Annotated in this window: 11 protein-coding genes and 1 tRNA gene; 7 read left to right on the forward strand and 5 right to left on the reverse strand. The window is 69.2% G+C overall.

The window, feature by feature from the left end:
- Nucleotides 1–24: 24 nt before the first annotated feature.
- Nucleotides 25–2,544: a nitrite reductase large subunit NirB gene (nirB, locus tag ACK8HH_RS07065; RefSeq protein WP_006896601.1), complete on the reverse strand. Its 2,520-nt coding sequence runs from the start codon at nucleotides 2,542–2,544 to the stop codon at nucleotides 25–27.
- A gap of 165 nt (nucleotides 2,545–2,709) precedes the next feature.
- Nucleotides 2,710–6,777: a bifunctional nitrate reductase/sulfite reductase flavoprotein subunit alpha gene (locus tag ACK8HH_RS07070; protein WP_062367601.1), complete on the reverse strand. Its 4,068-nt coding sequence runs from the start codon at nucleotides 6,775–6,777 to the stop codon at nucleotides 2,710–2,712.
- Between the two features lie 114 nt (nucleotides 6,778–6,891).
- Between ACK8HH_RS07070 and ACK8HH_RS07075 the strand changes: the two genes are divergently transcribed.
- The 3 genes from ACK8HH_RS07075 to ACK8HH_RS07085 are packed head-to-tail and all read left to right on the forward strand — an operon-like array spanning nucleotide 6,892 to nucleotide 9,991.
- Complete coding sequence (locus ACK8HH_RS07075) at nucleotides 6,892–8,025, forward strand: thiolase family protein (RefSeq protein WP_045537008.1); 1,134 nt, start codon at nucleotides 6,892–6,894, stop codon at nucleotides 8,023–8,025.
- Complete coding sequence (locus ACK8HH_RS07080; protein ID WP_045536980.1) at nucleotides 8,022–8,825, forward strand: crotonase/enoyl-CoA hydratase family protein; 804 nt, start codon at nucleotides 8,022–8,024, stop codon at nucleotides 8,823–8,825. The genes ACK8HH_RS07075 and ACK8HH_RS07080 overlap by 4 nt, the downstream gene beginning before the upstream one ends.
- 5 nt (nucleotides 8,826–8,830) lie before the next feature.
- Nucleotides 8,831–9,991, forward strand: a complete 1,161-nt coding sequence (locus ACK8HH_RS07085) for an FAD-dependent monooxygenase (RefSeq protein ID WP_412475647.1) — start codon at nucleotides 8,831–8,833, stop codon at nucleotides 9,989–9,991.
- Nucleotides 9,992–10,015: 24 nt separating this feature from the next.
- On the opposite strand, the gene ACK8HH_RS07090 is transcribed toward ACK8HH_RS07085, so the two are convergent.
- The gene (locus tag ACK8HH_RS07090) at nucleotides 10,016–10,531 is read right to left on the reverse strand and encodes a hypothetical protein (RefSeq protein WP_412475648.1); all 516 of its coding nucleotides are present in this window, start codon (nucleotides 10,529–10,531) and stop codon (nucleotides 10,016–10,018) included.
- A 290-nt stretch (nucleotides 10,532–10,821) separates the two neighbouring features.
- Between ACK8HH_RS07090 and ACK8HH_RS07095 the strand changes: the two genes are divergently transcribed.
- Nucleotides 10,822–12,321, forward strand: a complete 1,500-nt coding sequence (locus tag ACK8HH_RS07095; RefSeq protein WP_052692365.1) for an HNH endonuclease signature motif containing protein — start codon at nucleotides 10,822–10,824, stop codon at nucleotides 12,319–12,321.
- A gap of 109 nt (nucleotides 12,322–12,430) precedes the next feature.
- On the opposite strand, the gene ACK8HH_RS07100 is transcribed toward ACK8HH_RS07095, so the two are convergent.
- Nucleotides 12,431–12,504, reverse strand: a tRNA-Arg gene (locus tag ACK8HH_RS07100).
- A 60-nt stretch (nucleotides 12,505–12,564) separates the two neighbouring features.
- Here ACK8HH_RS07100 and ACK8HH_RS07105 point away from each other — a divergent pair.
- Nucleotides 12,565–14,658 (forward strand): cytochrome c oxidase assembly protein, encoded by a 2,094-nt coding sequence (locus tag ACK8HH_RS07105; RefSeq protein ID WP_412475649.1) that lies wholly within the window; start codon nucleotides 12,565–12,567, stop codon nucleotides 14,656–14,658.
- Nucleotides 14,659–14,688: 30 nt separating this feature from the next.
- Here the strand turns inward: ACK8HH_RS07105 and ACK8HH_RS07110 are convergent, their stop codons facing one another.
- On the reverse strand, nucleotides 14,689–15,090 hold the full coding sequence (locus tag ACK8HH_RS07110; protein WP_006896610.1) for a TIGR02611 family protein: 402 nt from the start codon (nucleotides 15,088–15,090) through the stop codon (nucleotides 14,689–14,691).
- A 321-nt stretch (nucleotides 15,091–15,411) separates the two neighbouring features.
- Between ACK8HH_RS07110 and ettA the strand changes: the two genes are divergently transcribed.
- Nucleotides 15,412–17,088 carry an energy-dependent translational throttle protein EttA gene (gene ettA / locus ACK8HH_RS07115; protein WP_006896611.1) on the forward strand — a complete coding sequence of 559 codons (1,677 nt, stop codon included), beginning with the start codon at nucleotides 15,412–15,414 and terminating at the stop codon, nucleotides 17,086–17,088.
- Between the two features lie 205 nt (nucleotides 17,089–17,293).
- Nucleotides 17,294–21,892: an NAD-glutamate dehydrogenase gene (locus ACK8HH_RS07120; protein ID WP_412475650.1), complete on the forward strand. Its 4,599-nt coding sequence runs from the start codon at nucleotides 17,294–17,296 to the stop codon at nucleotides 21,890–21,892.
- Nucleotides 21,893–21,901: the final 9 nt, after the last annotated feature.

Here is a 21,901-nt window from a genome sequence, read left to right on the forward strand (position 1 = left end):
GGGGGGCGGGCGGAACGGGCCGGTTCACGACTGCGGCAGCGCGGGCGAACCGAGCAGGACCGGAACTCGGCGCCCGTGGCTCTCGCCGAAGGCGACCGTCGGGTCGGGAACGCCGGGCGCGTTGACGAAGGAGACGAACCGCCGGAGCTTGTCCGGGTCGTCGAGGACGCCCTTCCATTCGCATTCGTAGGCGTCGACGTGGCGGGCCATGTCGGCTTCGAAGTCGTCGGCCAGACCCAGCACGTCGTCGACCACGACGGCCTTGAGCCGATCGATGCCGCCGTCGAGTCCGTCGAGCCAGGCGGCGGTGCGCTGAAGTCGTTCGGCCGTGCGGATGTAGTACATGAGGAAACGGTCGATGTAGGCGACGAGGGTGGCATCGTCCAGGTCGCCGGCCAGGAGCTGCGCGTGCCTGGGAGTCATGCCTCCGTTGCCGCCGACGTACAGATTCCAGCCCTTCTCGGTGGCGATGACGCCGACGTCCTTCCCGCGGGCCTCGGCGCACTCGCGGGCACAGCCCGAGACGCCCATCTTGATCTTGTGCGGCGACCGCAGCCCGCGGTACCGCAGTTCCAGATCGATCGCCATCCGAACGGAGTCCTGCTGACCGTACCGGCACCAGTCGGAGCCGACGCAGCTCTTCACGGTCCGCAGCGACTTTCCGTAGGCGTGGCCCGACTCCATCCCGGCGTCCACCAGGCGCCGCCAGATCAGCGGCAGCTGGTCGACGGTGGCACCGAACATGTCGATGCGCTGACCGCCGGTGATCTTGGTGTACAGACCGAAGTCGCGGGCGATCTCGCCGATCAGAATCAGCTGTTCGGGCGTGACGTCGCCGCCCGGCATCCGCGGGACCACCGAATAGGTGCCGTTGCGCTGGATGTTCGCCAGGAAGTGATCGTTCGAATCCTGCAGCGAGGCCTGCTCGCCGTCGAGGATGTGGCCCGAGCCGATCGACGCCAGAATGGACGCGACCGTCGGCTTGCAGATGTCGCAGCCGGTGCCGGTGCCGAACCGTTCGACGATGCCGGAGAAGGTCCGGATGTCGCAGGCCCTGATCGTCTCGAACAGCTCGGCGCGCGACTGCGCGAAGTGCTCGCACAGGGCGGTCGACTGCTCGACTCCCTCCTCGGCCAGGATCTGCGACAGCAGCGGAACGCACGAGCCGCACGACGTGCCCGCGCCGGTGCAGCCCTTGAGGGCCGCCACATCGCATGCGCCGTCGGCGATCGCGGCGCACAGCGTGCCCTTGCTGACGTCGTTGCACGAACAGATCTGCGCGTCGTCGCCGAGCGCGCCCACCCCGAGGGCCGGTGCGTCGCCGGCCGGGCTGATCAGACTCACCGGGTCTCCCGGCAGGCTCGATCCCACCAGCGGGCGCAGGAGGCCGTATGCGCTCGCGTCGCCGACGAGCACGCCGCCGAGCAGGGTGGACGCGTCGTCGGACAGCACGAGCTTGGCGTAGACGCCGCCGATCGGGTCCGAGACCACCACGTCGAGCGCTCCGGGAGTGGCGCTCAGCGCGTCGCCGAAGCTGGCGACGTCGACGCCGAGCAGTTTGAGCTTGGTGGACATGTCGGCGCCGGGGAACACCGCAGAGCCGCCCAGCAGCCGGTCGGCGACCACCTCGGCGGTGGCGTAGCCGGGGGCCACGAGGCCGTAGCAACGACCGTCGATCGCCGCGACCTCGCCGATCGCGTAGATCGACGGGTCGCTGGTGGCACAGCGCTCGTCGGTGAGGATCCCGCCCCGTTCGGCAACCGCGAGACCGCAGTCGCGGGCGAGTTCGTCGCGGGGACGGACCCCGGCGGCGAACACCAGGAGTGCGGCGTCGACCACCGTGCCGTCGGCGAGTGTGACACGCACGCCGGCGTCGCCGGGCTCGATGGACTCGGTGCCCGACGAGAGGGACACCTCGATCCCGAGTTCGCCGATCATCCGGGCCAGGTGCTCGCCGCCCCCGGCGTCCACCTGCTGAGGCATCAGCCTCGGGTTGATCTCCACCACGTGAGGCGCCAGACCCATCAATCGAAGAGCGTTGGCGGCTTCGAGTCCGAGGAGCCCGCCGCCGACCACCATGCCGACCGGCGCGGTGCGGGCATCGCGCGCGAGGGCCCGCTCCGCGTCGGCGCGGATGGCGTCCAGATCGTCGAGGGTCCGGTAGACGTGGCAGCCCGGCGTCTCGTGTCCCGGGACCGGCGGCACGAAGGCTCGCGATCCGGTCGCCATCACCAGCGCGTCGTAGGCGATCTCGGCGCCCGAAGCGGTTCGCACCACGCGACGGTCGCGGTCGATCGCGACGACGGCGTCCCCGACCCGCAACTCCACGGCGTCGTCGCCGTCGTAGCGGTTGCCCGCCAGCGCCAGCTCGGCCCGCTCCCAGGAGCCGACGTATCCCGAGAGCCCCACGCGGTCGTACGCGGGGTCGGTCTCCTCGCCGAGCACCACCACTCGCCATCCGCCGTCGACGTCCCGGGCGCGAAGTGCCTCGACGAAGCGGTGCCCGACCATTCCGTGTCCGATGACCACCACGGTTTCGCTCATCGACTCCAGGTCCTTCCACTCGAGTTCGCAGCCGATCCGTTCGGCTCGGAAGCGACGTTACGAACGGGGTGTTGCGATGCCGCTCGGGTCGCGTTGCGGTCAGATGACGAGTCCCGCACCGGGTTTCGAGCATGTTTCGAGTCGGGGGGCGACGGGGGTGCGGCTTCAGTACACGTCGCGGACGTACCGGCCTTCGGCGGAGAGCGCCCGCAGATAGTTCTCGGCGCCGGACGGCGCGAGACGCCCGTGTTCGGCCACGATCTGCTTGAGGGTGTCGTCGACGTCGCGCGCCATGTGCTTGGCGTCGCCGCAGACGTAGACGTGCGCGCCGCGCCGCAGCCACTCCCAGATCTCCGGGGCGCGCTCGCGCATCAGATGCTGGACGTACACCTTCTCCGGCTGGTCGCGCGAGAAGGCGGTGTCCAGTCGCGTGAGGACCCCGGCCTCCCGGAACCCGGCGAGCTCGTCTTCGTAGTAGAACTCGGTGGCGCGGTGGCGTTCACCGAAGAAGATCCAGTTGTCGCCGGCGGCCCCGGACGCGGCCCGCTCGTGCAGGAAGGCCCGGAACGGAGCGATTCCGGTTCCGGGACCGATCATGATCGCCGGAGCCTCCGGGTCGACGGGCGGGCCGAACTTCTTGTTGGGCGTGATGAAGATGCGCGCGAGGTCGGCGGGGCCGCGATCGGCCAGGAATCCCGAGCACACGCCCCGGCGCGGCGCGGACTCGTCGCCGAACCGCACCACCGAGACGGTGGCCTCCACCCGTTCCGGGTGCGCGGACGGACTGGAGGAGATGGAGTAGAGGCGGGGGCGCAGCCGTCGGCACACCGAGAGCCACTGCGCCGCGGTGGCCGAGACCGGATGAGTGGCCAGTAGGTCCACCGACTGGCGGTTCCACGCCCAGTCGGCGAAGCCGGCCGGATCGTCGAGGAGGGCGCGCAGTTCGGAGTCGCCCGTCCGCTCGGCGACGAAGGCGACCAGATCGCGGGAGCAGTCGGCGATCTCGTAGTCCTCGGTGAGCGCCTGCCGGAGCGGGACGGGGGCGCCGTCGACGGTCACCGCCTCCGCGCCGTCGAGCCCCGTGCGCGCGAGCCATTCGTCGACCAGCGTCTCGCTGTTGCGCGGCCACACGCCGAGGGCGTCTCCGGCGGTGTACTCGAGGGAGCCCGGCGGCAGATGAAACGCGATGCGGCGCACCTCCTTCGCTGTACCCGTCGTCAAGACTGCGTTCTCCAGCACGCGCGCGGTGAACGGGTTCTTCCGTGAATAGCCCGGAGCCGGAGGGGATTCGGCGCAGGTCCGGGAGTCGGCAGCGGTGTCGGGGTCGTCCGGCGAGGCCGGTGAGTCCAGCACGGCGACCACCCCGGCGAGCCATGCGGCGGCCGCGGTGTCGTAGTCGGGCTCGCAGTATCCGGCGGGCGCGATCCGCTGCGCGTCCAGCGTCGCCAGCCGTGCGTCCAGTTTGCGGGCGAAACCGCAGAAATCCGCATACGACGAGTCGCCGAACCCGAGAACTGAGAAGCGCAGTCCGTCCACGTCTTGCGCGCACGCGCCGGCGAGCGCGTCCCACAGTCCGACGGCGGCATCCGGTGCGTCGCCGTCACCGGTGGTCGAGACGATGAACAGGACGTCGCCGACCAGGTCGCCGAGTCCGGTGCGTTCGGCGCTCGCATCGATCACGTCGAAGCCGGCGTCGCGCAATGCGCCGGCGCATTGCGCCGCGTACTCCTCCGCGGTGCCGGTCTGCGACGCCCATACGAGCCGGATTCTGCGCGCCGGTGAATCGACGACGGACGCGGATCCGGGTCCCGTCATCGGAACCCGGGAGAAGTATCCGGCCAGCACTCCGTCGACCCAGATCCGGGCCGGCTCCGAGAGCGGCGCCTGTGACGGGACCGTCGGAACCGCGTCGCGGGGCGGATTGGCGGTCAGGCCGCGCAGCAGACCCGCCAGATAGCCGCGCTCGGTCTCGGTCAGCACGGGCTCGCCGGCGTCGACGCGCAGGGCGACGGCCAGCGACGACGATTCGGTCGCGGTCGGATCGGCGGCGGTCGGATCGGCGGTGGTCATGGGCGGCTCCTGGTTATCGGGCACCGGTCCGGAGAGCCGGGTGAGCGCCACGGCGCACGCCTTGAACTCCGGTTGCAGCGAATCGGGGTCGACGGCATCGGTGGTCACGGCGTTCACCGCGAGCATCTCGCCGAAGGCGTCGGACCAGTGCATGGGGACGAAGCAGACGCCGGCGCTCACCGCGTCGTCGACGCGCGCGGGTACCCGTACCGCGCCGCGGCGGGATCGCACCTCCACCATGTCTCCGTCGCCGATACCCGCCGGGCGTGCGTCGTCGGGATGGATCTGCACGAAGGAGCCGGGGTCGAGCCGGCAGAGTTTCGCGACCCGGCCGGTCTTCGTCATGGTGTGCCACTGGTGCGCCAGCCGACCGGTGGTCAGGACCATCGGATAGTCGTCGTCGGGGAGTTCGGCGGGCGGCATGTGCGGGCGGGCGAGGAACCGCGCGCGCCGGTCCGGGGTGGGGAAGAGGGGACCGGGCTCGGCCGGGTCGTCGCTGAGGTAGCGGATCGGATTGCGCGCCGGTCCGCCCGGCGCCGCCGGCCACTGAACGGGTCCTTCGCGCAGCCTCGCGTAGTCGACGCCGCGGAGGTCCCAGCCGGTCCGCGGATTGTGGAAGCCGCGGATCTCGTCGAACACGGCCGCCGCGTCGGCGTGCGAGAACCCGTCGCGGAAGCCCATGCCGCGGGCGATCTGGGAGATCAGCTCCCAGTCGGCCCGCGCCTGGCCCGGCGGCGCTACGGCGGGGGAGGTGAGACTGATGCTGCGTTCGGAGTTCACCATCGTCCCCTGCGCTTCGGTCCACAGTGCGGCGGGCAGCACGATGTCGGCGTATTCGCAGGTCTCGGTTCCGGTGAAGGCCTCCTGGACCACGACGAAGTCCGCGCGCCGGAGGGCCTGCACGACGGTCGAGCGGTTCGCCACCGAGGCCACCGGATTGGTGCAGATGATCCACGCGGCGCGGATGCGGCCATCGGCCATCGCCTCGAACATGTCGACGGTGCCGCCGCCCGGATCGGTGCTCAGCGTCCCCGGTTCGAGACCCCAGGCTGCCTCCACGTCGGCGCGGTCGCCGGCATCGAGCGCGCTGCGCTGCCCGGGCAGGCCCGGACCCATGTAGCCCATCTCGCGACCGCCCATCGCATTGGGCTGCCCGGTCAGCGAGAACGGGCCGGATCCCGTCCGGCAGATGGTTCCGGTGGCGAGATGGAGGTTGCAGACGGCATTGGTGTTCCACGTCCCGTGCGTCGACTGATTGAGCCCCATCGTCCACAGGGTCATCCAGTTCTCGGCGCCGGCGAGGATGCGGGCCGTCTCCCGCAGGGCGTCCTCGTCGACGCCGGTGAGTTCGGCGACTCGTTCGGGCGGGTAGTCGTCGAGCATCGCGGCGAGCGCGTCCCACCCCCGCGTGTGCGCGGCCACGAACTCCTCGTCCAGCCCGCCTTCGTCGACGATGAGCCGCAGCAGGCCGTTGAGCAGTGCGAGATCGGTGCCCGGCCGGACCGGGAGATGGATGTGCGCTTTGGTGGCTGTGGCGGTCCGCCGCGGATCGACCACGATCAGCCGGGCGCCCGCGGCCACCCGGTCGAGGAGGCGCAGGAACAGGATCGGGTGGCAGTCGGCCATATTGGAACCGATCACCAGGAAGGCGTCGGCGTGGTCGATGTCGTCGTAGCTGCCGGGCGGTCCGTCGGCACCGAGCGACTGCTTGTAGCCGGTCCCCGCACTCGCCATGCACAGCCGGGAGTTCGATTCGATCTGGTTGGTGCCGAGGAAGCCTTTGACCAGCTTGTTCGCCAGATACTGTGCTTCGAGTGACATCTGGCCGGAGACGTACACCGCGATGGATTCGGGGCCGTGGCGGTCACGGATCCGTGTCAGTCGGCGGGCGGTCTCGGCGATCGCGTCGTCCACGTCGGCGGGTCGGGCGTCACCGTCGCGCCGCTCCCGGATCAGAGCGGTGGTGAGTCGTCCGGGGGCGCGCAGCATGTCGACGGTGGTGGCGCCCTTGGTGCACAGCCTGCCCCGATTGGCCGGATGGCTCTTGGTGCCCCGCGCCCCCGTGACGGCCCCGTCCGCGACGTCGAGGGTCAGTCCGCATCCCACGCCGCAGTAACCGCACACGGTGTCGACGGCAGTGGGAGCCAGCGGTTCCAGGGACATGCCAGTCACGGTTCCGTGGAACTGTTTCGGCGCGTGCAGAGCGGCGTTACAGCCAGGTCAACTATCGGGACACCTCCTTCCCAACCGAGCGCTTGTTAGGGTATGAAGGACGGCATGCGAGATGCAGTGATTGTCGATGCCGTCCGTACTCCGATCGGTAAGCGGAACGGCGGCCTGTCCGAGATCCATCCCGGCGACCTGAGCGCGCACGTGCTGTCGGCGCTGGCCGACCGCGTGGGTTTCGATCCCGCCGGCGTGGACGACGTGATCTGGGGGTGCGTCAGCCAGGTCGGCGACCAGGCGGGCAGCATCGGTCGGGTCGGCGTGCTGGCCGCGGGCTGGCCCGAGTCCGTTCCGGCGACCGTCGTCGACCGTCGGTGCGGCTCGAGTCAGCAGTCGGTGCATTTCGCCGCCGCCGGCGTGATCGCCGGACAGTACGACATCGCCGTCGCCGGTGGCGTGGAGTCCATGTCGCGCGTACCGATGGGTGCCGCACGCGGTGACGGTGCTCCCTATCCGGCGTCCGTGCTCGACCGATACGGCGTGGACGGCTTCAACCAGGGCCTCGGCGCCGAGATGATGGCCAAGCGCTGGAACTTCAGCAGGCAGCAGCTCGACGAGTACTCGGCCCGCTCGCACGAGCGCACCGCCGCCGCGCAGGACGCAGGCGCCTTCGATGCGCAGATCGCTCCGATCCCGGGCGGCCTCGCCGTCGACGAGGGGTTGCGCCGCGGCACCACGGCGGAGAAGCTCGGCGGGCTCAAGACCCCGTTCGACCCCGAAGGCGTCATCACCGCGGGCAACGCCTCGCAGATCTCCGACGGTGCCGGCGCCCTGCTGGTGACGACCAGCGAGATCGCCGCGGCCAACGGCTGGCGACCGATGGCGCGGGTGCACACCGCGACCCTCGCCGGCGACGACCCGGTCATCATGCTCACCGGACCGATCGCCGCCACCGCCAAGGCGCTGGACCGCTCGGGACTGGCGGTGTCCGACATCGGCGCCTATGAGGTGAACGAGGCCTTCGCGCCGGTCCCGATGGCCTGGCAGGCCGAGATCGGTGCCTCCGACGACGTCCTCAATCCGGTCGGCGGTGCCATCTCGGTGGGCCACCCGCTCGGCGGGTCGGGCGCGATCCTGATGACCCGGCTCGTCCACCACATGCGCGACAACGGGATCCAGTACGGTCTGCAGACCATGTGCGAAGCTGGAGGTATGGCGAACGCAACGATTCTGGAACTTCTGTGAGCGGCGACGTGCTGCTGGTCGAGCGCGACGGCGACGTCGTGACCTGGACCGTCAATCGACCCGAGACTCGCAATGCCATCTCCGAGGACGATGCCATCGACGCACTCGTCGACGCCGCGACGGCGGTGAACCGGGACCAGTCGGTCCGGGCGGTGATCCTCACCGGCGCCGGTTCGGCCTTCTCGGCCGGCGGCAACGTCAAAGACATGGCGGCCGCGGCGGGTCTGTTCGGCGGGGCTCCGCACCAGCAGCGCGTCGGTTATCGCGAGGGCATCCAGCGGATACCGCGCGCGATGTACGCGCTCGAGGTGCCGGTGATCGCGGCCGTCAACGGCCCCGCGGTGGGCGCCGGGTGCGATCTGGCGCTGATGTGCGACATCCGGATCGCCTCGAACACGGCCTTCTTCGCCGAGAGCTTCGTGAAGCTCGGGCTGATCCCCGGCGACGGCGGCGCGTGGCTGCTGCCCCGGGCGATCGGGCCGGCGCGGGCCGCAGAAATGGCACTGACCGGCGATCGCGTCGACGCCGCGACGGCGCTCAAGTGGGGCATCGTCTCGCGCGTCGTCGAACCGGCCGATCTGTTGCCGACCGCTCGTGAGATCGCGTCGCGGATCGCCGCGAACCCACCGGTGGCGGTGCGCATGACCAAGAAGCTCCTGCGGGAGTCCTCGCAGCAGACCCTCGACCAGCTGCTCGAGCTCTCGGCGACCATGCAGGCGGTGGCGCACCACACCGAGGACCATCGGGAGGCCGTCGCCGCGTTCCTCGAGAAGCGGCCCGGACGGTTCACCGGGGCGTAGTCGCCGTGCGGGTGGTCGTCGTGGGTGCGGGCATCGCCGGGTTGACCGCTGCCGCGGCCCTGGTCCGCGACGGCCATGACGTGGTCGTTCTCGAATCTCGACGGCAGTCGACCGGCGGCGCGGGCATCAGTCTCTGGCCGAACGCGCTGGCAGCACTGGACTGGATCGGCCTCGGCGACGCGGTCCGGTCGCAGTCGGCACGCGTGGGCGGCGGAGCACTGAGGTGGCGAGACGGAACGTGGATCCGGAAGCCTCCGCCGGGCGCGCTCGCCGCGGCGGCCGGCGAGGAACTCGCCGTCATTCTGCGGGGAACGCTGCACGAGGTGCTCGCCAGTGCGCTGCCCACCGACTCGGTGCGCACCGGTGTCGCCGTGCAGACCGTGCGCACCGTGGGCCGCGAGGCAGTCGTGACCCTGGCCGGCGGTGCTCAGATGCGAGCCGATCTCGTCGTCGGCGCGGACGGAACGCATTCCCGTATCGCCCGCGGTTTCAACGACCGTCTGTCGAGCAGGTACGCCGGGTACACCGCGTGGCGTGGCGTGGCCGACATCTCGATCGACCCCGATCTCGCAGGCGAGATGATCGGCCCGCGGTCGCAGTTCGGCGCGGTGCCGCTTCCGGCCGGGCCGACGTACTGGTTCGCCACGGCACAGGCCCCGGAGGCCGCGGTCTTCGACGACGAGCGCGCCGAGGTCGCTCGCGTCGGCAGAGGCTGGCCGGAGCCGGTCGACGCGGTGATCGCAGCGACGCCGTCTTCGGCGCTGATGCGACACGACCTGTACGACCGGCCCGTCGCACGCCGGTGGCACGACGGTCGTGCGGTGATCATCGGCGACGCCGCTCACCCGATGCGTCCGCATCTGGGGCAGGGCGGATGTCAGGCGATCGAAGACTCCGTCGTACTGGCGGCCGCTCTCCGCACGAGTGCGGGTCCGGAGGATGCACTGCAGCTCTTCCATGACGTGAGGCGTCGCCGAGTGCGGCGGGTGGTCCGTGAATCACAGATGATCGGCCGCATTGTGAATGCGCCGCAAACCCTGTTCTGGGGCCGCGTCATTCGGGTAAGTCGAATTCTTCCGGATCGCATCCTCCTGCGCCATTTGTGCGATATCGCGGGCCGTGACGCATTCACGAGGCAATTGGCGCCAGTGCGTTCTGCTCGATGACTCGACGGCCGCCTGAACTCCGCCTCACCCGATCATGACGTCGCCGTGGAACATGTTCGGAGTCGCGCCCGGCGCGCAACCGTGGAACGACGAGGTCGCCATCGGACCCATCACCCCGACTTCGTTCATCATCCCGCTGCCCTTGCGGACGGAGATCTTCACCGCGTACGCGCCGCTGAGCTGGGCGGGGACGATGTTGGGGGAGGTCTCGGTGATCGGGTAGACGAGCGAGGCGGTGTCGCCGTGTGTCCAGATGCACGTCACCGGGCCCTTCACCTGGAACGGAGTCTTGTGCATACCGTCCATGATCGTCGCGACGTAGGTCCCGTGGGTCTTGCCGTCCATGTCGCGTGCACCTTGCGCCTCGATGTTCAGCAGGTGGACGCCGGGGGCGATCATCAAGTCGCCGTCGATCGCGAGTTTCGCCGGATCGGTCATGTGCGGTGCGACAGCGGCCATGCCGGGCGCCGCGGCGGCGCCGAGCAGGGAGAGGGCGCCGATTCCGGCCACCGTCGCCGTCCGAACGATTCGATTGTTCATGTCGGTATCTCCTTTGACTGCATGCATCTGACGACGAATACGACGCTACGCCGAAGTCGTCGTTGTGAGAACAGCTGAATGCTGTCGCAAACGAAAGGAAGTCACCGAATTTCGCGGTGGCACCGGATTCGTCGGAAATGCGCGTGAATCTCGGGTGTGAGTGACTGTTCTCGAGCGGAGGGGCGAGCGTCGACGAGAGTCTAAGAATATCGAATTACACTATTGCCATATGAGATTCAATCACATAATATGAGTACATACGTTCGATATGTGTTGCAGGGGAGGCGGACATGACGAACCCGAGCATCGACGCTGCGGGGGTGGGTGGCGTCGACACGTCTGACGCTGCCGCACAGGATCTCGCCGACATCACCGCGGTCGCGGAGATCGCCCGTCAGGAGTCCCACCTCGCGTGGTTGCGGCTCGGGCACCTGTATGCGATGCAGCGGCGTCGTGCCGCGGGCTCGGCCGGTGACGTCGAGTCCGCACGACTGCTGGCCGATGCCACCGCCATCGTGGGCGCTGAGGCCGCTATCGTGCAGGCGGTCTCGAAGGACACCGGTATCCGACAGGTCACCCTCGCCGTCGAAGCCTCCGAACGTCTGCCGCAGACCGCACGCCTGCTCCGCGACGGAGTCATCAGCGCACGTGCATTCGGCGCCATCGTCCTGCAGTGCGGCGCGGTCACCGACGCCGCGCTGATGGCAGCCATCGACGCCGAGATCGCTCAGGACCTCCGCGGGCACGGCGCTGTGTCGATGAGTGTGGCCGAGCAGACCGCGCGCCGGTTCGTCGCCGAGTACGACGCCGACGGGGTGCGCGACAAACGCCGCGCCAACACGCCCGGCGTCACCATCGCCCACGACGTCGACCAGTCCGCCCTCACCGTCGCCACCCGCGCGGAGGACGTGACTCTGATGGACAAGGCCACCAGGGCGCGCGCCGCCCGGGTGTGCGAGGCGGACTCCCGCACCGTCGGCCAGCGGCGCGCCGATGTGGTCGTCGCCGCCGTACTCGGCACCCGGTTCGGCTGCGACTGCGGCCGCGATGACTGCCCGGCACGTGCGGCCGAGGAAGAGGTCCGGGCGCAGTTCGCCAAGATCGTCGTGCACGTCGTCGTCGACGCGTCCACATTGTCCGGCGGCGGGGACAAGGCCGCCTATCTCGACGGTTTCGGCGTGATCGACGCACATCACGCGAGGGAGATCGCCGCTCGCGCGGATGCGACGGTGCGGCCGCTCGACATCGCAGGCTTGGCCGAGCAGACCGCGCAGGCAGGCAACCCGTACCGCCCGACCGCTGCCTGCGACGCCGCCGTCCGCGCCGTGCACGGCACCTGCTCGGTGCCCGGCTGCAACCGGTCAGCGTGGGCGTGCGATCTCGATCATGTCTGCGAGTACAACCATGCCCAGCCGGCAGCTGGCGGGCAGACCTGCCCGTGCAACTTGAATCCGAAGTGTCGTTTCCATCATCTGATCAAGACCTACGCCGACGGCTGGCTGGATGATCAAGTCGTCGATGCGAATGGCGTGATCTGGACCGAGACCACCACGCCGTCGGGCTACACCGTCCGGGCCCGCGCCAGGAACCACTGGCTCCTGCCCGACCTCGGTTCGGTGCCGTGCCTGCACGGCGCACCCGTCGCGCCCGGATTCGTCGACACGACGACGCAGCCGGGACGGTCACGGACCCGTACTCAGGCCAAACACGCGTACCGAATGCGGCTCCGGTCGCAGCGCCGCTGCGGTGAGAGTCCGGTCCTCGACAGTCCGGGCGAACCGCCCTTCTGAGTCGGTCCCGGACTCACCGTCGCCACCGGTGAGATTCCGGCCACGTCCCTCTCGTCGGGACGAGGCTCCACCTCGTCGTGCGGCGAACCAGCGTCTCTGCAGGTCAAAGCGCCCCCAGCAGGACTCGAACCTGCGACCTAGAGATTAGAAGGCTCTTGCTCTATCCATCTGAGCTATGGAGGCTTGCCGGCCCTCGACAGGTGCCGGCGAAGGACTACTATATCCCGTCCTACAGTGGACACCATGACAGTGACGTCCGCCGGGCCGGCGGAGCAACCAGTGCGCGATCGGCTGACCGACCCGTCGGGGGTGCGGTCGGTCCTCATCGCGCTGCTGGCAGTCGTCGGATCGATCGCCGCGGTCATCGTGACCGCGGCGTCGGCGTCGGCGGCGTTGCAACTGACCGGTGTGCCCGATCCGGGGTGGCTCACCACCTACGGGATGCCGGTGATGACGGTGATCGGCCAGCTCAGCGCCGCCATCGGTCTCGGCTGCGTGGTGTTCGCCGCCTTCTTCGTGCCCTCGCAGGACAACGGGGCGCTCGACGTCGGCGGCTTCCGCGCCATGCGCTGGGCGGCCACGTCGATGACTGTCTGGGCGGTGTGCGCCTTGGCGATGATCCCGCTGTCGATCTCCGACGTCAGTGGCTCACCGCTCTCCGAGACCCTCGTCCCGAAGAACCTGATGACCGCCTACGGGGTGGTCGCCGACGGCCGCTACTGGCTGTGGACCGCGATCTTCGCCGTGCTTGCGGCGGTGGTGGCGCGGGTGGCGATGCGCTGGGGATGGACGTTCCTCGCGATGGCGCTGGCGCTGCTGTCGCTCATGCCGTCGGCGCTGCTGGGGCATTCGTCGGCCGGCGGTGCGCACGATCTCGCGACCAACAGCTTGATCCTGCACATCGTGGCGGCCGCCCTATGGATGGGTGGGCTGATGGCCGTCCTGGCGTATGCGTTCGGTGACGGCCGGTGGCGGACGCTCGCCGTGGCCCGTTACTCGCGGGTGGCGTTCTGGTGTCTGCTGGTGGTGGCGCTCAGCGGCATCATCAACGCGCTGGTCCGCATGTCCCTGGGGGATCTGCTCACGACCACCTACGGTCTGGTGGCCGTCGGAAAGTTCGTCGCGGTGGTCCTCGCCGGACTACTCGGCGGCCTGCACCGCAAGGTCACGATCGACGAACTCGCAGCCACCGACGAGCCGCGCAAGTCGCTGTTCGTGCGGTTCGCCGTCGTCGAACTGGTGGTGTTCGCGGTCGCCTTCGGCCTCGGCGCCGGGCTGTCGCGCACGCCGCCGCCGGTGTTGGGGACGGCGAACGTCTCGCCGATGGAGTTGAAGATCGGATACGACCTCGACGGTCCGCCGACCTTCACGAAACTGTTCGTCGACTGGCGCTTCGACCTCATCTTCGGCACCTTCGCGATCGTCGCGGCCATCGTCTACCTGCGGGGCGTGTACCGGCTGCACAAACGCGGAGACAAGTGGCCGGTGGGCCGGACGGTGTCGTGGCTGCTCGGCTGCGCGGCGCTGTTGATCGCGACCTCATCGGGTTTCGGCCGGTACGCGCCGGCGATGTTCAGCATCCACATGATGAGCCACATGATGCTGTCGATGCTGGTCCCCGTACTGCTGGTCCTCGGCGGCCCGGTGACGTTGGCGCTGCGCGCGATCCCGCCCGCCGGACGCGGCAACCCGCCCGGGCCGCGTGAATGGATCCTCACCGCGATCCACAGCCCGTACTCGCGCTTCATCACCAATCCGTTCATCGTGGTCACACTCTTCGTCGGCAGCTTCTACGTGCTGTATCTGGGCGGACTGTTCGACGCGGTGGTCGAGAACCACTCCGCGCACCTGCTGATGAATCTGCACTTCCTGGTCAGCGGGTATCTGTTCTACTGGCTCGTGATCGGGATCGATCCCGCACCGCGGCAGATCAGTCCGGTGGCCAAGCTCGGCGTCGTGTGGGGATCGCTGCCGTTCCACGCCTTCTTCGGCGTCGCGCTGATGATGACCGGCTCGATCATCGCTGAAACCTACTACCGCTCGCTGCAGCACCCGTGGAATTTCGACATGGCGGCCGATCAGCGGATGGGCGGTGGCATCGCATGGGCGACCGGTGAGTTCCCGCTGGTGGTGGTGATGCTGGCACTGCTGATCCAGTGGCACCGGCAGGACGATCGCGCGGCCCGCAGGTTCGACCGCAAGGAGGAGCGGGACGACGACGCCGAGTTGGAGAGCTACAACCAGATGCTGCGGCGGATGAACGCCCCGGCACCCGTGTCCGCCGAGGCCGAGACGGGAGCCGAGGATCTCGCAGCGCAGGGCGACGGCGAGAGATAACCGCCGCGGCCGGGCCCGCCCGGCGGGCGGCTATGCGATCGCGAGTTGGAGTTGGCCGAGCTGAAGCGCACGCTGATGCTCGATCCAGCTGCGGAAATACACCAGGCCCGAGTGGTAGTCGAGGTGTCCGGCGGTCCACGTGCGCGCGGCGTGTGCCACGTCGGCGGTCATCTCGCCCGCCTTGTGGAGCAGTCTGCGCATGAACGAGGTCACGCGGTGCGCCCATTCGAACTCGGTGGACAGGACGCCGAGGCCGAGGAAGAAGGTCACCCAGCCGGGGCCCGGGATCGGCAAGGGGATCATCACCAGGCCGGCGAGCACCAGAAGTGTGCCGACGAAGCCGACGCCGATGCGGTAGAAGCGGTTGAGGACCGGTTGCTGACGGATCGCATAGCGTCGTCGCCGGTGCCAGATCTTCAACCGGAGTCGCATCGTGGACAGATCCCCTCGTCGTCGTAGCGGTTACCCACAGGTAACGGGTGGCCCCGCAGGGCGGTTCCCAGTGTGACACACCACACTGTGGATCGTCAGGTGCGCAGCCGTGTGTCACGTATTCGACCCACGGCCCGGGGCACGCATCGCCGCGGCGGCCGGGTACCGCGGCCGTCCGGAATCGGCCCGCGCCGGGACCGATAGGATGGACCACAGAACCATGCGCCGGCGCAGAGGCGTTCGGCCAGCATGTCCGAAGAGCAGTCATTTTCAGAGCAATCATTTCGTCGCAGCGAAGGCTGCAGGCAGGAGCTGTAACCGGTGGCCGGTGAGTTCATTTACACGATGAAGAAGGTGCGCAAGGCGCACGGCGACAAGGTGATCCTCGACGACGTCACCATGAGCTTCTACCCCGGAGCCAAGATCGGTGTCGTCGGTCCCAACGGCGCGGGCAAGTCGTCGATCCTGAAGATCATGGCCGGGCTCGACCAGCCCAGCAACGGCGAGGCCTTCCTCGATCCGGAGGCCACCGTCGGCATCCTCCTGCAGGAGCCGCCTCTCAACGAGGAGAAGACGGTCAAGGAGAACGTCGAGGAGGGCATGGGCGAGATCAAGGTGAAGCTCGACCGCTTCAACGAGATCGCCGAGCTCCTGGCCACCGATTACTCCGACGAGCTGATGGAGGAGATGGGCAAGCTCCAGGAGGAGCTCGACAACGCCGACGCCTGGGACCTCGACTCGCAGCTGGAGCAGGCGATGGACGCCCTGCGGTGCCCGCCGCCGGACTCTCCGGTCACGAACCTCTCGGGCGGTGAACGCCGACGGGTGGCGCTCTGCAAGCTCCTGCTCCAGAAGCCCGACCTGCTGCTCCTCGACGAGCCGACCAACCACCTCGACGCAGAGAGCGTGCTGTGGCTGGAGCAGTTCCTGGCGAACTACCCGGGCGCCGTGCTCGCCGTGACGCACGACCGCTACTTCCTCGACCACGTCGCTCAGTGGATCTGCGAGGTGGACCGCGGCAAGCTGCACGGCTACGAGGGCAACTACTCGGCCTACCTGGAGAAGAAGGCCGAGCGCCTCGAGGTCCAGGGCAAGAAGGACCAGAAGCTGCAGAAGCGCCTCAAAGAGGAGCTCGCGTGGGTCCGCTCGGGCGCCAAGGCCCGCCAGACCAAGAACAAGGCCCGCCTGGCCCGCTACGAGGAGATGGCGGCCGAAGCCGAGAAGCACCGCAAGCTCGACTTCGAGGAGATCCAGATCCCGACCCCGCCGCGGCTGGGCAACGTGGTGGTCGAGGTGAGTCACCTGGACAAGGGCTTCGACGGTCGCGTGCTGATCAAGGACCTCTCGTTCACTCTGCCCCGCAACGGCATCGTCGGCGTGATCGGCCCCAACGGCGTCGGCAAGACGACCCTGTTCAAGACGATCGTCGGGCTGGAGCAGCCGGACTCGGGCGAGGTGAAGGTCGGCGAGACCGTCAAGCTCAGCTACGTCGATCAGGGTCGCTCGAACATCGATCCGAAGAAGACGGTGTGGGAGGTGGTCTCCGACGGTCTCGACTACATCGAGGTGGGCCAGAACGAGATGCCTTCGCGCGCCTACGTCAGCGCCTTCGGCTTCAAGGGCGCCGACCAGCAGAAGCCGTCCGAGGTCCTCTCGGGCGGTGAGCGCAACCGGCTGAATCTGGCGCTGACCCTGAAAGAGGGCGGCAACCTGATCCTGCTGGACGAGCCGACCAACGACCTCGACGTCGAGACGCTCAGCTCGCTGGAGAACGCGCTTCAGGAGTTCCCCGGCTGCGCCGTCGTGATCTCCCACGACCGCTGGTTCCTGGACCGGACCTGTACCCACATCCTGGCGTGGGAGGGCAACGTCTCCGAGGGGCAGTGGTTCTGGTTCGAGGGCAACTTCGAAGCCTACGAGGCCAACAAGGTGGAGCGTCTCGGCGCCGACGCGGCCCGCCCGCATCGCGTGACGCACCGTCGCCTCACTCGCGACTGACGGTCCGCCGCCGAACCGCGGCACCGAACCCGAACAGAGCCGATCCGGAACGTCCGGATCGGCTCTGTCGCTCTCGCGCGGGATCCGAACACGGGGCGCCACGGCGCGGTAACGTACGAGCCGTACGACGCTAGCAAGGTGGATCCCCGGCCGCCGGTCGGCTCGTGTTGCGCTCTGCCTTGGTCCACTAGGGAGGCAGATCAGAGTGACCGTCCCATTCGCTACGGAGTTCGCGGCCTACTATTTTCCCGATTTCTCCGACGGCGCCGCCGTTGCGTCGTCGGCCTGGGACCGCCTCGAGCGTCATCTGCGCCTCGGCGAGGTCCGTGAGCCGGGGGAGACCGCGGTCGCGACCACCGATCTGCCGGACGGATCGATCCAGATTCAGATCGTCGCCGACGACGCCCCGCTGCTCGTCGAATCGACGCTGGCGGTGCTGGACAGTCGTGGTCTGACGATCGTCGCGAACGACCATCCGGTGCTCGCCGTCCGCCGCGATGACCAGGGGCGGATCGTCGGCCTCGACGATGTGGTCGTGGTCGGCGGTGACGAGGCGGGAGCCGAGTCGTGGATCAGCGTCACCACCGCCCCCGCGTCCGGCGTCGACGGTGACGAACTGTGCGCCGATGTCGGCGCGGCACTCACCCGGGCACAGGCGGTGCACGCCGACGCCGCCCAGATCCATCGACGGCTGCTGAGCTTCGCGGACGCGTTGAGCGCGGACGACGAGGACGCGGACCTGCTGAGCTGGTTCGCCACCCGCGACAACTTCCTGCCCGTGGGCGCCCGCACCGCCGGCGGGCACGCGGAGAACGGCCTCGGGGTGTGGCGCGATCCGGACACCGACCGGCCGGAGCCGGTGGCGGGCGAGGAGCCGGTCGGCGTCGACCAGGTGTATCTGCCGACCGGTCTGCTCCGCAGCCGCTTTCCGATCATGGTGCGCGTCCGACTGGACGGCGTCGAGCACCAGGTGGTCGGCACCATCACCTCGATCGGCCTGTACCAGTCGGTGCGGTCGGTGCCCGGAGTCCGCGGCCGGGTGGCCGATGTCCTGCGTGGACTGGGTCTGAGCGAGGACTCCTACAGCGGACTGGCGGCGCTGGAACTGCTGCAGACGTATCCGCTCGCGGACCTGATGGCCGGCGACAGTGCCGAGCTCACCCGCCGGATCGGCGAACTCCTCGAGGCCCAGACCTCGCGCAATCCGCGGTTCTACGCCAGGACCGGTCCCGCTCGCGGTTTCGCGAGTGTGCTCATCTTCATTCCCCGCGAGACCTACTCGACCGCGGTGCGGTCGAGGGTTGTCACGTTGCTCGAGGAGGAACTCGGCGGCAGCCGTACTGAGTTCCTGACCCGCCTCTCGCACTCGCCGCTGGCCCAGCTGCAGGTGCTGATGCGCACCGATCCCGAGGCGCGGCACCGGGTCGACGACCGCCTGCTGGACCGGTTGAACGAGGCGGTCCGCTCGTGGCCGGACCGGGTGCGCGCGGTGCGGGAGGCCGACCCGGAGGTCGCCCGGCTGCTCGGCACCGTCAGCGAACGCTACCGGGACGAGCGGGATCCGCAGGATGCGGCCGTCGACCTGCCGATCGCGGCGGGCCTGGCCCCCGGCGGACTGCACGTCAGACTCGACCGGACCGATCCGGAGGCCTGGCGGTTCGTCCTCTACCTCGCCGACCAGCGTGCCGCGTTGACGCAGATCCTCCCGATGCTCCAGAGCCTGGGCCTGACCGTCCTCGACGAGCATCCGCACGTGGTGGACCGCCCGGACGGGGTGCAGGTGGCCGTCTACGACTTCACGGTCCGGCCCGCGCCGCACGTCGACGTCGCCGAGGCCGGCGACGTGGACGCGCGGATCGCCGAGGCGTTCTCCGACATGTGGCTCGGCGTCACGGAGGTGGATGCGCTCGGCGAGTTGGTGCTGCGCGCCGGGCTGACGTCCCGGACGGTGGCGATGATCCGCGCGTATGCCCGCTACCTCAATCAGTGCGGCGTCGGATTCGCGATGACCCACGTGGCCGCGGTCCTCGGCAACCATCGCGGTGTCACCAACGGGCTCGTGGAGTTGTTCGAGGCCAGTTTCGATCCGGACGGCGCGGAACCCGGACGGCGCGACCGTGCGCTCGAGGATCTGCGCGCGCGCATCGCGGAGATCCTCAGCTTGGACGCGGACCGAGTGGTGAGCGCGCTCGCATCGGCGGTCGAGGCCACCCTGCGGACCAACTTCTACGCAGACTCCGGCGACCCGGCGGCCGGCATCGGACCGACGATCGCGATGAAGCTCGACACCGGCGCGATCCCGCGGGCCCCGCAGCCGAGGCCGAAGTTCGAGATCTACGTGTACTCACCCAGGGTGGAGGGGGTGCATCTGCGGTTCGGCGATGTGGCGCGCGGGGGACTCCGCTGGTCGGACCGTCGTGAGGACTTCCGCACCGAGATCCTGGGGCTGGTGAAGGCGCAGGCGGTCAAGAACGCGGTGATCGTGCCGGTCGGCGCCAAGGGCGGTTTCGTCCTCCGTCACCCCCCGGTGGCGACCGGCGACGCGGCCGTCGATCAATCGGCACTGCGGGAGGAGGGAATCGCGTGCTACCGGGCGTTCATCGCGGCCCTGCTGCAGATCACCGACAACCTCGATCCGGCCACCGGCCGGGTGCGGCCGCCGGCGCGCGTCCTCCGGCGCGACGGCGACGATCCGTACCTGGTGGTCGCCGCAGACAAGGGCACGGCCAGCTTCTCCGACATCGCGAACGAGGTCGCCGACCACTACGGTTTCTGGCTCGCCGACGCGTTCGCATCGGGCGGCTCGGTCGGCTACGACCACAAGGCCATGGGCATCACGGCCCGTGGAGCGTGGGAGTCGGTCAAGAGACACTTCCGCGAAATGGGAGTCGACACGCAGACCCAGGACTTCACCGTGGTCGGCATCGGCGACATGAGCGGTGACGTCTTCGGCAACGGCATGCTGCTCTCGCGGCACATCCGGCTGGTGGCTGCCTTCGACCACCGGCACATCTTCATCGACCCGGATCCCGTGGCCGCGACCTCCTACGCCGAGCGGGCCAGACTCTTCGCACTGCCGCGGTCGACCTGGGACGACTACGACCGCAGCCTGATCTCCGCAGGCGGCGGCGTGTGGTCACGCGAACAGAAGTCGATCGACGTCACACCGCAGATGCGGGACGCCCTCGGGCTCGACGACGCCGTGGAGAGGATGTCGCCGCCCGACCTGATCCGCGCAGTGCTCCTCGCGCCGGTCGACCTGCTGTTCAACGGCGGCATCGGGACGTACGTGAAGGCGTCGGACGAGGCCGACGCGGAAGTGGGAGACAAGGCCAACGACCCGATCCGGGTCACCGGCGGGCAGCTCCGGGTCCGGGTGGTCGGCGAGGGAGGCAATCTCGGCGTCACCCAGCGCGGCCGGATCGAGGCCGATCTGGCGGGAGTGCGCATCAACAGCGACGCCCTGGACAACTCGGCGGGTGTCGACTGCTCCGACCGCGAGGTCAACATCAAGGTGCTGTTGGGCTCGCAGATCTCGGCGGGCGTGCTGGACGCCGACGACCGCAACGACCTGCTGTTGTCGATGACCGACGACGTCGCCGAACTGGTCCTCGCGGACAACATCGACCAGAACGCCGAACTCGGTCTCGCGCGCGACACCGCGGGAGAGGACGTGGAACTGCACGCGCGGATGCTCGCCCACCTCGCGTCGACCGGCGTCGATCTGGAACTCGAGGCCCTCCCGACTCCGGAGCAACTGCGCAGACGCCGCGCGGGCGATCTCCAGCGCGGACTCACCAGCCCCGAGCTGGCGACGATGATGGCCCATGTGAAGCTCGACGCCAAGAGCAGGCTGCTGGAGTCGGGTCTGCCGGACAACGACATGTTCGACGCGCTGGCGTCGGGCTACTTCCCCGAACCCCTGCGCGCCAGGTTCGCCGCGGGAATCCGGACTCACCGTCTCCGGCGGGAGATCGTCACCACGGTGCTGGTCAACAGGATCGTCGCCGACGGAGGCATGACACACCTGTACGCGCTGGGGGAGACCTCCGGAACCGAAGTCGAGGATGCGACGCGTGCGACGGTGGTGGCGATGCGGGTGTTCGGTGCCGCCGCGCTGCTGGAGGAACTGAGGACCGAGCAGGTCTCCGCCACGACGGTCGACGACGCGACCCGCCGGATCCGCAACCTGCTCGCGGCGGGGTCGCGCTGGTTTCTCGCGCACCGTCCGCAACCGCTCGCGATCGCCGCCGAGACCACCCGGTACGCGCAGGTCGCGGATCTGGGAGGACGCCTGGACGAATGGCTCACCGGTACGGCCGAGCGCTCGGTGCGGGAACGGGCCGCGGCCCTCGCCGACAGCGGCGTCCGGCCCGCACTGGCGCAGGCGGTGGCGATCAGTCCCTACCGGCTGCAACTGCTCGACGTGCTCGACATCGCCGAGATCTCCGACCGCTCGCCCGACGAGGTGGGCGAGCTGCTGTTCGCGGTGGTCGAGCGGTTCGGGATCGACGAGCTGGTCTCCCAGATCGCCGAACTCGGGCACGCCGACCGGTGGACCCAGCTGGCACGGTTGTCGTTGCGCGACGAGGTGTTCGCGGTGCTGCGCTCGCTGACGCGTGCGATCCTGACGATGTCCGAGCCCGAGGAGCCGGCCGCCCAGAAGATCTCGGACTGGTCGCAGGCGAGGTCGGCGATGATCGCGCGGACCGAGTCGACACTCGCCGATCTGGCCGCCACCGGCCGGTGGGACCTCGCCACCCTGTCGGTGGCGGTGCGCTCGTTGCGTAGTGTGGTCGGCTAGGAGGCACAC

Origin of the sequence: Gordonia sp. LUNF6 (assembly GCF_047041125.1) — a bacterium.
Classification (GTDB): domain Bacteria; phylum Actinomycetota; class Actinomycetes; order Mycobacteriales; family Mycobacteriaceae; genus Gordonia; species Gordonia sihwensis.

What these genes read in the sequence shown, in the direction of transcription:
- ACK8HH_RS07070 (WP_062367601.1), bottom strand. Translation starts at nt 6,777, where the DNA reads ATGTCCCTGGAACCGCTGGCTCCCACTGCCGTCGACACCGTGTGCGGT.
- ACK8HH_RS07075 (WP_045537008.1), top strand. Translation starts at nt 6,892, where the DNA reads ATGCGAGATGCAGTGATTGTCGATGCCGTCCGTACTCCGATCGGTAAG.
- nirB (WP_006896601.1), bottom strand. Translation starts at nt 2,544, where the DNA reads ATGAGCGAAACCGTGGTGGTCATCGGACACGGAATGGTCGGGCACCGC.
- ACK8HH_RS07090 (WP_412475648.1), bottom strand. Translation starts at nt 10,531, where the DNA reads ATGAACAATCGAATCGTTCGGACGGCGACGGTGGCCGGAATCGGCGCC.
- ACK8HH_RS07110 (WP_006896610.1), bottom strand. Translation starts at nt 15,090, where the DNA reads ATGCGACTCCGGTTGAAGATCTGGCACCGGCGACGACGCTATGCGATC.
- ACK8HH_RS07105 (WP_412475649.1), top strand. Translation starts at nt 12,565, where the DNA reads ATGACAGTGACGTCCGCCGGGCCGGCGGAGCAACCAGTGCGCGATCGG.
- ACK8HH_RS07095 (WP_052692365.1), top strand. Translation starts at nt 10,822, where the DNA reads ATGACGAACCCGAGCATCGACGCTGCGGGGGTGGGTGGCGTCGACACG.